The following is an 11,927-nucleotide window of genomic DNA, read 5'->3' as shown; positions in this document are numbered from 1 at the left end:
CGTATTTTTTGCGGAATTGGCGCGTATCTTTACTCCTGTCGAAAGGGCAATCCAATACATGAAACCCAATATCAAGGAGTACGATTATGAAAACTTTTACACTGATTTCCGGCACTTTACTGGCTGGTCTCTTGTTCGCCTCCGGTACTGCGATGGCAGAACCCATGCACCGCCCCGGTGGTTTTGACGGGGTAAATGTTGTTCAATTAGAACGCAGCATTGATCGCGGGGTGCGCAGCGGCGACTTGACTCGCGGGGAAGAAAGTACCTTGCGCACCAGTTTACGCAGTTTGATGCACTCAGTACGTCTTGCCAAAAAAGATAATCGCATCACCGCACGTGAACGCGCAGGTTTGGAACGCAAAGAAAGCCAACTCAAGCGCAGCATTTACCAATTATCCAATAACCGTGACGTGGCACGCCGTGACCATCGCAACGACCGCGATCATCGCAGCTATAACGACAACCGCGCACCACAACCACACGTGGTTATTGCGCCAATGCCAGTACGCACACACCGTTAATAATAACGGGGCTAAAGGGGCTAACTGGTCAATCCGCTCGGCGGGTTGGCCTTTTAAGCGTTGTTAATACGGCGTTGTAAATGACTGGTATGCGCATGACACAGCGCGATAGCCAATGCGTCTGCGGCATCGGCTTGCAAACGCCCTTGCAACCCCAGCAAAATTTTCACCATGTGTTGCACTTGCGCCTTATCCGCGCCACCTTTACCAACGGTCGCCAGCTTCACTTCTTTGGCACTGTATTCCGCCACCGGCAACCCGGAAGTAATCCCTGCACAAATCGCCGCGCCGCGAGCCTGCCCCAGTTTTAACGCTGACGCAGCATTGTTTGATACAAAGACATTTTCAATCGCCATTTCATCCGGCTGGTAAGTGCGGATGACGGTGACAATCTCGGTGAAAATCACCCCTAAACGTTCAGGCAATGCGCCATCGCCCAAACGCAAACAGGTGCTAAAGATATGTTGAGTGCGTTGCCCGTCGGTTTCGATTAACCCAATCCCCGTCTGGCGGGAACCGGGGTCAATACCAAGGATGCGCCGTAATGTCACTTAAACGTGTGCTGCCAACGATTCATCACTGAAATCGGCGTTGGTGAAAACTTCCTGCACATCGTCGAGATCTTCGAGCATGTCGATCATTTTCAGCAGTTTAGCCGCAATGTCGCCTTCTACCGCCGTGTGGTTTTCCGCACGCATTGTGACTTCATCGTGATCGGGGGTAAAACCTGCCGCAATCATCGCAGCCTTTACGCCAGCAAAATCTTCCGGCGCGGTAATGATTTCAGCAGAACCGTCTTCGTCCATCTGAATATCTTCTGCACCAGCTTCGAGAGCCGCTTCCATCAGCTTTTCTTCGTCTAAACCGGGGGCAAAGTTCATCACGCCGATTTTCTTAAACTGGAAGGCAACCGAACCGCTCGTACCCAAATTACCGCCGTGCTTGGTTAAAGCATGACGCACTTCACCCACTGTGCGATTTACGTTGTCGGTCATGGTTTCGACAATCACCGCAATACCGCCGGGGCCGTAGCCTTCGTAACGCACTTCGGAATAATTTTCCATGCTGGTTTCACCAGAGCCGCGCTTGCACGCTTTTTCAATGGTGTCTTTCGGCATGTTCGCGCCCAAGGCTTTGTCCACTGCTAAACGCAAACGTGGGTGCGCATTGGGGTCAGACGTTTTACCTTCGCGTGCAGCTACCGTGATTTCACGGATTATTTTCGTCCAGATTTTACCGCGCTTCTTATCCACTGCGGCTTTTTGGTGCTTAATGTTCGCCCATTTACTATGACCGGCCATGTCAAACTCTCGTCGTTAAGTCTTGAAAAATGCCAAGCAGTCTACCATAGCTGATACGAATCGGTCATGCAGCAACGCGAGGTTCCGGCATTAGCGTTGCAACACTTCCCAGTGAACTTCGACCTCACCCTTATCACCCGCGATATAGGCGGAATCGCCGGTAATCGTGATCGACAAATCCATTGTGCGGCTCACCAACGCCGCCAGTGCTTCAATTTCTTCTGCTGGGAAGCGGTAAATGGCAGCATCCAACTGGCTAAACTTTTTCACATTTTGTGACCACCAGACATCCGACTTGCTGTTAAAGCTGTAAACACGCACCGCTTGCGCCCGATGGCTCGCCTTTTTGACCCGTTCCGGCGTAGGTTCACCCAAATCAATCCACAGGGCTATTTGCTCATCCATTGTGCGTACCCAGATTGCCGGTTCCTCCACGTCTTCCAGCCCTTTGGTCAGTTCAATCCCTTCCTGAGCATTGAGGCAATAGGCCAGAATACGCACCATCATGCGTTCCAGTGTTTCGGATGGGTGCTGGGCGATGGTCAGATTCAGGGAGTCGTAGTAATTGCGTTCCATATCCGATAACGCAATTCTGGCTTTGTAGATGGTTGGTTTGATTGCCACGGTGAACCTTGTCTGTTGTGTTGCGGTGGAGGGGGCGTGCGCATACTAACATTACTCATCCCGTAACACGCTGAACTCTCTGAACAACCGAATCGGCAGCGGTGTTTGCAACCGCCAGCGGATATTCATCGGCTTATTGCCCGTGGCTTCAACCAAGGTGACGGCACCACAGGCGCGATAAGGACTGCCTTTATGCTTGCGAACAAAAAGCTGGAATTGCCAGCCATTTCCCGGACTTTCAAGGTAACGTTTTCCTGACGTGGTTTCAGAGCCGGCTGAATTTTGGCTTTGCCAATGGAATAATTCACGGCTAATCGCATAGTCATGATAAGCGATGCTGGCATGATAACCACTGCTTTTATCGAGCGTTACAAACAAAAGCTCCGTTTTACGCGCTTTCAGCGGCAGTACACCAGACTGAAACGGAGGGCGACATTCCGCCGTCAGCCAACCCACCGCCGTCAGAATTTCACGCACCCCATACGCGGCATGTAAACACAGTGGCGTATCTTCCAAACCTGCGATAGGTCGATTAGATACATGACTGCGTGCTTGCAGGACATCTGATAACTCCTGTAAATCTTCGCAAACAACAGGGTGCGCGGCTAAACGTTGCAGGAAATCACGGTAATGCCCAACCCGCGTCTGTTGGCCATCAACTTGGTAAGCCAACATTTGCAAGCGGCGTTCTTCGTGCTCATTTTGCGCAGTGTAATGCCCAGCGCTTGCCGCAATACGTTGCAACAACGCTAGCTGTGCTGGGTCGTCGCTATGCAATAGATCAGCAAAATGCTCACTAAAATAGCTTTCTTCATCCCCTTGCGGTTGCTGAAGCAGGCCAGCATCACGCTTCAAACTCGTCCAGCCGCTGGGTTTTGCTGAGCGGTAAATATCCGATAATTCAATGAGTTGTTCACGCAGAAAATCTTTCAACAACACGTGGCGATTACTGTGCAAAGCGATGTAAGCCTGTAATTCTCGGCGTAAATTGCGCCACCCTTGTTGCGTCAAAGTACGCAAACTATGCAGAACCTGGTCGCGGGCGCGCTTCTGTAAATGGATATGACACCCCGCAGGCAATGCACCAAAACCCTTTTCCACCGAATCCATCAACTGGCGACGCGATTGTCCTGTAAGGCTACCCAGCAATTTATCAAACCGAAATTCCACACGATGCTGCCCCACAAAGTCCAATATTAAGCAGCTTTCTTTGCCGGGTGAAAGGCGAAAACCGCGACCAATTTGCTGCTGAAACAATACCGGGCTTTGTGTCGGGCGTAACAACAGCAAGGTATCCACCATCGGCAAATCAACCCCTTCGTTATAAAGGTCAACCGTCACTAAGGCGCATAATTCGCCTTGATTTAAACGCTGCGGGGCTAAGCGACGTTCCTCAGTGGGCGTTTCACCCACAACGCAAGCAGCAGGCAAACCGGCGGCATTCAAGATGCTGGTCATGAATTGGGCATGAGCAACGGATACGCAGAACACCAAGGCTTTGCATTGGCGCGGATTAGCGGTTAAACGTTGCCATTCGTTGATAACCAAACTGGCGCGCACATGATCGCCCGTCAGCAACTTGTCCAGCGCGCTGGTTTCGCCACTTTGCTGCCACGGTATTTGGCTGAAATCCGTGTCATCATCGCAAGCGTAATATTCAAATGGGGCAAGTAGCTGTAAATCCAACGCGTGCCACAAACGTAACTCCACAGCAGGACTTCCATCCGGGCGGCAGTCGAAGTAGGGCAAAATCGGCTTGCCATCACTTCGCTCCGGGGTCGCGGTTAAACCCAGCAATATCGACGGCTGTATCGCCCGCACGAAAGTATCAAACCGATCTGCCGCTAAACGATGGCATTCATCCACCACGACAGTGTGCCAATAATCTGAGACTGTAAACCAAACTGTGTAACTGCTCTGATAGGCTACCCTAATGCGGGTAACGATGAGAGAGTACGACACAATGGAACAGGCACAACTCCAAGCTCTAGCCAAAGACTTGGCAAAAAGCATCAAGACGGAAGCAGACCTCAAGCAACTATCGCAACTCCTGCTGAAGATGACGGTAGAGGCTGCTTTAAACGCGGAATTGGATGACCATCTAGGGTATGACCGCCATGCGAAAACCCCAGAGGTAGGGAACAGCCGTAACGGTTACATGAGCAAGCTGCTGAAAAGCGACCAAGGCACGGTTGAAATCCAAACCCCGCGTGACCGTGATGGCAGTTTCAGCCCGCAACTGGTGAAGAAAAACCAAACCCGCTTCACCAAGATGGATGACCAAATCCTGTACCTGTATGCCAAAGGCATGAGTACGCGTGAAATCGTGGATTGCTTCCAAGAGCTGTACGGGGCAGAGGTTTCCCCGACCTTGGTATCCAGTGTCACGGCATCGGTGTTGGATCAGGTGACAACATGGCAATCCCGCCCGTTAGACCCGGTCTACCCGATTGTCTACCTTGATGCGATGGTGATGAAAATCCGCAAGGGAAAACAAGTGGTTAACCAATCAGTCTACCTTGCATTGGCGGTCAACTTGCAAGGGCATAAAGAACTGTTGGGGCTATGGCTGTCCGAAAATGAAGGTGCGAAATTCTGGTTAGGCGTTTTGACTGAACTGCAAAATCGGGGTGTCCAGGACATCCTGATTGCCTGCGTGGATGGGCTGACAGGCTTCCCCGATGCCATCAATGCGGTGTTCCCCAAAACTGACATCCAACTTTGCATCGTCCACATGGTACGCAACTCCTTGAAATTCGTGGCATGGAAAGATTACAAAGCCGTCACCACCGACCTCAAGGACATCTACCAAGCCAGCACCGAAGACCAAGGGAAACTCGCCCTCCAGCAGTTTGGTGAACGCTGGAATGACAAATACCCACAAATCAGCCGTTCGTGGCTCAACCACTGGGAAAACCTCAACACCTTCTTTGCTTACCCTGCGGACATCCGCAAAGCCATCTACACCACTAACGCCATCGAATCCCTCAACAGCGTGGTGCGCAAGGCGGTGAACAAGCGCAAGGTATTTACTAACGAAGATGCTGCCAAAAAAGTGGTTTTCCTTGCCATTGAACAGGCTTCGCGCAAATGGACGATGCCCATCCATAACTGGAAATCGGCACTCAACCGCTTTATGCTCCTGTTTGAAGACAGGCTCAAAGACTTTGTTTGATTTATGAGCAAAACGCAGTTACACAGATTTCTTTACAGTCTCAATAATCTGCACCGTAGCGCTCGACCAATTGACGGCTGCTTAGGCTGTCTATCGTGGTAAACAAATGGTCGAATTGATCCGCTTCGTGCCCACCACCCAAGAGTTCACCGAAACTCTGATCACGTAAAACTTCGCGATAAGTTCTTAACGATTGCCGGAGGATTTCCTCCCGATGTGCCACAAACAACAGACGCGGACGTCCGCCGTATTGCCTACAAATGGCGCGATAATCAAACGCGGCCACCACCGTTTTTCCGGTGCCCGTCGCCGCCACCACGAGATTTTTCATCCGGCCATGTTCGCGCTCGCGTTGTAACTGCTCCAACATCTCTTCTTGATACGGCTTGGGCTGTAGGTCAAAAAAGGTGGGGAGTGCTAATAGGCCAGTGCCTGCTTCACGTGCCAAAGCCACTTTTAAGGCTTGTTGATGAATAGGATTTTCTGGATCGTATGTTTGAAATTCGCCGTCTTCCCACAGCGTTTCAAAATGCGCTTGGGCGCGGATAAATAAGTCGGCTTGACCATGTTCGGTAAATTTCGTCGTCCACTCCAACCCGCCCAGCAAAGCCGCCCCGGAAAGATTCGCGCTGCCAACATAAGCAGAACCAAAGCCAGTGTGACGTTTGAAAATCCAGGCTTTGGCATGAAGTCGCGTGCGACGTCCATCCAAGGAAACTTTGACGGTGCAACCCGGCAGGCGTGCCAAATCATTAAGTGCTTGCTGATCTGTTGCGCCAGTATACGTTGTGGTGATTATACGAATCTGGGTACGACTTGTTCCTTTTGCGTCCACAGCAGTAATCGTTTGCAAAACATCGTATAAACGCCTGACACCCGGAACAGTTATAAAACTGACCAAAATATCAACTTGATCACAACTGGCAAGTTCCCGTCTAAGCTCATGGAGCAGTGACGGTGTATCTTTGCCTGCGGTGAATAACCATGGGGTAGATAATCCGGTTTCCGGTGCTTGAGGTGTTTGATGTTGTGGGTGTATGGACGTTAAGCGCTGCACCGGGTTCGCCAACAGTTCTACTACTTCAGCAGAATCGGATACTCGCTGGCGCAAATTCAGTAATAACGCATTGACGAATTCCAGTTGGTTTAACAGCTTCTGATCATCTTGCCCCGCCAGATCGTCCAGAATTAACGCCAACTGCCGCCCAACAACTTCAGCCAATCGCTCATGGCTATTAGCAGTATCCAGATTTTCTAAGCTGGCTTGTTGTGTGGTAAGCGCTTGTATTTTTTGCTTCAGCGCATCCGTCAGAATGAGATCATATAAACCGGCGCTGAGAGGTTGGAGTGGCATCAACTATTCCTGTGCACTTGTAGGTAAGGGCTTTTCCAAATGTCTCTCGGAGAGCAAAGGCGTTGTCATTTCCAATGTGACACTATCCTGTGGATAGCGAGATGTTGCTTAATTTAGCTTAGATTACACAAAAACGCCCGCATTCGCGGGCGTTCCCATACCACGACTTCGACGCATTACGTTGCTGCGTAGTAAATGTTCTGCGGATGCCATGCCTGTGCGAAGAAGAACCAGCGTTCCAGCAACAAGCCAAGGTATTGCACCACAAACGCTAAGCTCAACAATACCAAGCTGTCATTGCTCCAGCCAATCACCAGCAACGTGACCGGAATCACGAAAACCGCAATCGGGAAGCTCAGTTTAATGGCCTTAATGACCTGCGGGCTTTGGTGATGGAAAAACTCACGGGTATTGAATGACCCACCCATTGCCCCTTGGCTGATTTGGGTAATCTTCGGGTGACGTACCCCAATCGCGGTGCAAGCGGTGGTTTTACGCTTGAGGCGAGCATTGCGGCGCAGTGAATACATCCGTGTTGCAAAGCCAATCAAGGTAATAATAATCGCCCACATGGCGAAAAACATGACCAAACCGCTGTACTGTGATGCCGCCAATGCCGCTGCCAACGTGAAGCCGGACGCGCTGCCCAACAGTAAGTAGTTCACCACGGTTAACGGGCTTGCCCATTCTTGGATGAATTTCACCGCTGCGTAAATCATTCCGGTACACAGGTACAACAAGAACGCCAAGATCGTGGCAACAAAACCCACTACCAGCGACAAGTGGATATTTACCGTACCCAGCACCACCAGAACCGGATCAATGCCGAAGTAGTACAACGCACCCCACACCATCGCCGCACCACTGAAGGCCGGTAACACGATAACTTCACGTGCCAGCCAAGAAGTGCGCCACATCGTCGCGGCACGCCATGCGCGTTCCGGTCGACCCAAATGGAAGAAGGACGCAAACAGCCCCAATCCCATCAGCAACATCACAATAAACGTGCCGTTGACGTACAGGTTAACCGGTGGCAATTGACCACCTAAAATCCCGAACGTGCCGTAAACTTGCCCAGTGTACAGTGCCAGAAACAAACCCTGCCCCGCGCCAATCAGCGTCGTCAGGAAAATAACCGAAAATGCCGGATTCATAAGCAATAATCTCCTTAAGACAAGAAGTCGTCCAGCGTTGGCAGATCCAGATTAACTGGGGCACGCTGTTCTTCTTTCTTCAATGGGTTGTCAACACGGTGCAGAGCTTCCTCATCCACATTCGCATGGTTCTTACGGCGTGGCAGGTAATGGTTCGCTGGGCGCGTACCCCATTCCGGCTGCAACTGATAACCGCCGCGTTCCGCAATCGCCACGGAGACTTTGGAATCCGGGTCATGCACATCCCCAAACAACCGCGCACTGGTCGGGCAAGCCAACACGCACGCTGGTTTGCGCCGCTCTTCCGGCAAGCTGTAATCGTAAATGCGGTCAACGCACAAAGTGCATTTCTTCATTACCTTTTGCTTGGCATCCAGTTCCCGCGCACCGTAAGGGCAAGCCCATGAGCAATACTTACAGCCGATGCACTTGTCGTAATCAACCAGCACAATGCCGTCTTCCTTGCGTTTGTAGCTTGCCCCCGTCGGGCAAACCGGCACGCACGGCGGGTCTTCGCAATGCAGACAGCTTTTGGGGAAATGCACTGTTTCCGTTTTGGGGTATTCGCCCACTTCAAAGGTTTGCACGCGGTTGAAGAATGTTCCCGTTGGGTCTTTGCCATACGGGTTCATGTCTACCATGCCACCGCCGCCTTCGCCGGAAGTGTTCCATTCTTTACAGGATGTGACGCAGGCACTACAGCCGACGCACACATTCAGGTCAATGACTAACGCTAACTGGGTCATAATCAACGCCCCTTGAACATATTCTTGAATTTGCCGCTGCCGCCGATATAGGTCAGCCATTTACCGACAGGTTTCGCCATGCCGGGATAACGCGGCTGAGTCGGGAACTGCGGGAAAGTGGAGCCTTGTTCCGCATCGCTGGCTCTGTATACCTTGACGCGCACATCGAACCACGCTGCCTGCCCGGTAATCGGGTCGGAGTTGGAAAGGTGTTCGCCTTCCGCCTGATTCGGCAGCTCTTCGCCGATAATGTGATTCAGCAAGAAACCACGGGTACATTCGTTGGCATCTTTTTCCAGACCCCACGCGCCGGAAGCCTTACCGATAGCATTCCACGTCCACACTGTGTTCGGCTCGACCGATTGCGAGTAACGCGCCTGACAACGGATGCGACCGTGGACTGATTCCACCCAAATCCAGTCGCCGTCTTCAAAGCCGTTTTTCTCACCTACGCTAGGGTGCATGTGCATATAGTTGTGCGCATGAATCTGGCGCAACCACGCATTCTGCGAATCCCACGAGTGATACATCGCCATCGGACGCTGGGTCAACGCGCTCAGCGGGAATTCCTGCTTATTGATCATCTCGTTTTCGAGCGGCTCATGGTAAAACGGCAACGCATCGAAGAAACGTTCCACCCGTTTACGCAAACGATCCGGTGGCTGTTTGCCGTGGGAAACGCCTTGTGCGGCACGACGGAATTTGTGCAGCACCTCGGAATACAGGTGAATATTAATCGGTTCAGCGTGACGGGTCAGACCGTTGGATTGCGCCCACTGTAAGTAACCCGCGTTCCAGTTACGCATGTACTGGTACGATTTCGGCATTACATGGTGGTGCATACAATTGTTTTTGGCGTACTGTTCCCACTGGTTCGGGTTCGGTTCGCCGCGCATGGTTTTTTGCCCATTTTGACCGCGCCAGCCGCTCAGGAATCCAATGCCAGAACCGGGGGCAGTTTCAAAATTGGTAATGAAATCCGGGTAGTCGCGGTATTTGCGCTTGCCTTCGCTGGTGGTAAACGCCGGGAATTTTAGGCGTGAACCCAATTCAATCAGCACTTCCTGAAACGGCTTGCACTGACCAGTGACTGGTAAAATCGGAATCCGCACCGAATCTACCGGGCCGTCGTATTCGGAAATCGGGCGATCCAGCATCGACATGACATCGTAGCGTTCCAGATACGTGGTATCCGGCAGGATCAAATCCGCAAACGCCGTCATTTCCGAGTGGAACGCATCGCACACCACGAGGAACGGAATTTTGTACTCGCCGTTTTCGTCTTTATCCTTGAGCATGTCGCGCACGTCGGAGGTGTTCATCGACGAGTTCCATGCCATATTCGCCATGAAAATCAGCAAGGTGTCGAGTTTGTACGGGTCGCCGCGCCATGCGTTGGTAATCACGTTGTGCATCAAACCGTGTACCGACAGCGGGTATTCCCACGAGAACCCCTTGTCGATCCGCACCGGTTCGCCCTTGTCATCGACGAACAAATCATCCGGGTCAGCAGGCCAGCCGAGAGGCATCCCATCCAGTGGGGTATTCGGCTTAACCGCATCCGCTGACGTACCTGTTTTCGGGCAAGGCGGAATCGGGCGCGGATACGGTGCTTTGTGTCTAAAACCACCGGGGCGGTCAATCGTCCCCAACAACGACATCAGAATGCTTAACGCCCGAATGCTCTGGAAGCCATTAGAGTGTGCCGCCAAGCCGCGCATCGCATGGAACGCCACCGGATTACCGACTACGTGATCATGTTCGTTGCCCCACACGTCAGTCCAAGCAATTGGCAGTTCGATTTTCTGGTCACGTGCGGTAATCCCCATCTCATGCGCCAAACGTTTGATGGTAGCAGCCGGTATGCCCGTAATGTCTTCTGCCCATTCCGGGGTATAACTTTCCACCCGTTCACGCAGTAACTGGAACGACGGTTTCACAGGTGTGCCGTCTTTCAGTTTGAACTCGCCTGTCAGGAACGGGTCAGCACCGGGGGTATGGGTGGAAATCGGTTTATTGAGGTCACGATCCCACCACAATTTGTTTTGCGGGTCGAAACAACCTTCTTCCAATGGTACTTCAAAGCGCAGGAACATGCCGTATTCACGGCTTTTCGGATCCATATTGACCAGTTCCGGGCCATTGGTGTAATTCACCACGAAGTCGCGGTCGTATAAACCTTGCTCGATAATTTCGCGGGTAATCGCCAGCAACAACGCACCATCCGTGCCGGGGCGGATTGGAATCCACTCATCCGCCACAGCAGCGTAACCCGTGCGTACCGGGTTAATCGCAATCATGCGCCCGCCGTGGCGTTTGAAATCACCAATTTCGATTTTCAGCGGGTTGGAATGGTGGTCTTCCGCCGTACCGATCATCACGAACAATTTGGCGTGGTGCAGATCCGGGCCACCGAATTCCCAGAAGGAACCGCCGATGGTGTAAATCATGCCTGCCGCCATGTTCACAGAACAGAAACCGCCGTGTGCCGCGTAGTTCGGTGTGCCAAATTGCTTGGCGAACAAGCCGGTCAACGCCTGCATCTGGTCACGTCCGGTAAATAGGCCGAACTTTTTCGGGTCCGTTTCGCGGATGTGTTTGAGGCGGGTGGCGAGGGTATCAAACGCCTCATCCCACGTAATCGCCTCAAATTGACCTTCACCACGAGTGGCATTCGCTTTGCGTTTGAGCGGGGTCGTCAAACGCGCTGGCGAATACTGTTTCATAATGCCAGATGAGCCTTTCGCGCAAATCACGCCCTTGTTCAGGGGGTGATCCGGGTTGCCCTCAATGTATTTCACCTCGCCATTTTTGAGGTGAACATTGATACCGCAGCGGCAGGCACACATGTAGCATGTGGTGCTTTTGATTTCTGTTGCTTGGTTTGTTTGGGTAGTCATATCAGTACGTAACTAAATAATAAATTACTGAAATACAGTGTTAACGGATAGTGCTTGATGTAAGTCAAGTAATCAATAACCCATTTTATGTATATGAATAGAATTTATTTATTAGCGTATTAATCCAGTAGGTAACATTCAGATGGCGT

General features: G+C 51.7%; 10 protein-coding genes. 2 read left to right on the top strand and 8 right to left on the bottom strand.

Translation table 11 applies throughout. The features are described 5' to 3' along the window. Window positions 1-86: 86 nt before the first annotated feature. Entirely contained in the window at window positions 87-524 is a 438-nt protein-coding gene (locus tag J9260_RS16015; RefSeq protein WP_210218715.1) for a hypothetical protein, read from the top strand. Window positions 525-577: 53 nt separating this feature from the next. Here J9260_RS16015 and ruvC read toward each other — a convergent pair whose 3' ends face one another. The 4 genes from ruvC to J9260_RS15995 all read right to left on the bottom strand — a co-directional run bounded on the left by ruvC (window position 578) and on the right by J9260_RS15995 (window position 4,411). After that, the gene (ruvC, locus tag J9260_RS16010; RefSeq protein ID WP_210218714.1) at window positions 578-1,075 is read right to left on the bottom strand and encodes a crossover junction endodeoxyribonuclease RuvC; all 498 of its coding nucleotides are present in this window, start codon (window positions 1,073-1,075) and stop codon (window positions 578-580) included. Continuing rightward, window positions 1,076-1,825, bottom strand: a complete 750-nt coding sequence (locus tag J9260_RS16005; protein WP_210218713.1) for a YebC/PmpR family DNA-binding transcriptional regulator — start codon at window positions 1,823-1,825, stop codon at window positions 1,076-1,078. Between the two features lie 90 nt (window positions 1,826-1,915). After that, window positions 1,916-2,449 carry a YaeQ family protein gene (locus J9260_RS16000; protein WP_210218712.1) on the bottom strand — a complete coding sequence of 178 codons (534 nt, stop codon included), beginning with the start codon at window positions 2,447-2,449 and terminating at the stop codon, window positions 1,916-1,918. 51 nt (window positions 2,450-2,500) lie between these two features. Beyond that, window positions 2,501-4,411 carry a DUF3427 domain-containing protein gene (locus J9260_RS15995; protein WP_246499486.1) on the bottom strand — a complete coding sequence of 637 codons (1,911 nt, stop codon included), beginning with the start codon at window positions 4,409-4,411 and terminating at the stop codon, window positions 2,501-2,503. Window position 4,412: 1 nt separating this feature from the next. On the opposite strand from J9260_RS15995, the gene J9260_RS15990 reads away from it, so the two are divergent. Next, a complete protein-coding gene (locus J9260_RS15990; RefSeq protein ID WP_210218710.1) occupies window positions 4,413-5,624 on the top strand; it encodes an IS256 family transposase in 1,212 nt (403 codons plus the stop codon). A gap of 40 nt (window positions 5,625-5,664) precedes the next feature. Here J9260_RS15990 and J9260_RS15985 read toward each other — a convergent pair whose 3' ends face one another. The 4 genes from J9260_RS15985 to J9260_RS15970 form a co-directional block, all read right to left on the bottom strand. Next, window positions 5,665-6,978 (bottom strand): DEAD/DEAH box helicase, encoded by a 1,314-nt coding sequence (locus J9260_RS15985; RefSeq protein WP_210218709.1) that lies wholly within the window; start codon window positions 6,976-6,978, stop codon window positions 5,665-5,667. Between the two features lie 176 nt (window positions 6,979-7,154). Further along, a complete protein-coding gene (locus J9260_RS15980; protein WP_210218708.1) occupies window positions 7,155-8,132 on the bottom strand; it encodes a dimethyl sulfoxide reductase anchor subunit family protein in 978 nt (325 codons plus the stop codon). 14 nt (window positions 8,133-8,146) lie between these two features. Continuing rightward, window positions 8,147-8,878, bottom strand: a complete 732-nt coding sequence (locus tag J9260_RS15975; protein WP_210218707.1) for a 4Fe-4S dicluster domain-containing protein — start codon at window positions 8,876-8,878, stop codon at window positions 8,147-8,149. Between the two features lie 2 nt (window positions 8,879-8,880). Then, window positions 8,881-11,778, bottom strand: coding sequence for a molybdopterin oxidoreductase family protein (locus J9260_RS15970; protein ID WP_210218706.1), 2,898 nt, complete (start codon window positions 11,776-11,778; stop codon window positions 8,881-8,883). Between the last annotated feature and the right edge of the window lie 149 nt (window positions 11,779-11,927).

This window comes from Thiothrix unzii, from assembly GCF_017901175.1.
Classification (GTDB): Bacteria; Pseudomonadota; Gammaproteobacteria; order Thiotrichales; family Thiotrichaceae; genus Thiothrix; species Thiothrix unzii.
This window is presented reverse-complemented; position numbering and strand designations above follow the sequence as displayed.

Excerpts from the sequence above, each read along its gene's own strand:
- J9260_RS16015 (WP_210218715.1), top strand. The coding sequence starts at position 87 with ATGAAAACTTTTACACTGATTTCCGGCACTTTACTGGCTGGTCTCTTG.
- J9260_RS16005 (WP_210218713.1), bottom strand. The coding sequence starts at position 1,825 with ATGGCCGGTCATAGTAAATGGGCGAACATTAAGCACCAAAAAGCCGCA.
- J9260_RS15990 (WP_210218710.1), top strand. The coding sequence starts at position 4,413 with ATGGAACAGGCACAACTCCAAGCTCTAGCCAAAGACTTGGCAAAAAGC.
- J9260_RS15985 (WP_210218709.1), bottom strand. The coding sequence starts at position 6,978 with ATGCCACTCCAACCTCTCAGCGCCGGTTTATATGATCTCATTCTGACG.
- J9260_RS15980 (WP_210218708.1), bottom strand. The coding sequence starts at position 8,132 with ATGAATCCGGCATTTTCGGTTATTTTCCTGACGACGCTGATTGGCGCG.
- J9260_RS15975 (WP_210218707.1), bottom strand. The coding sequence starts at position 8,878 with ATGACCCAGTTAGCGTTAGTCATTGACCTGAATGTGTGCGTCGGCTGT.
- J9260_RS15970 (WP_210218706.1), bottom strand. The coding sequence starts at position 11,778 with ATGACTACCCAAACAAACCAAGCAACAGAAATCAAAAGCACCACATGC.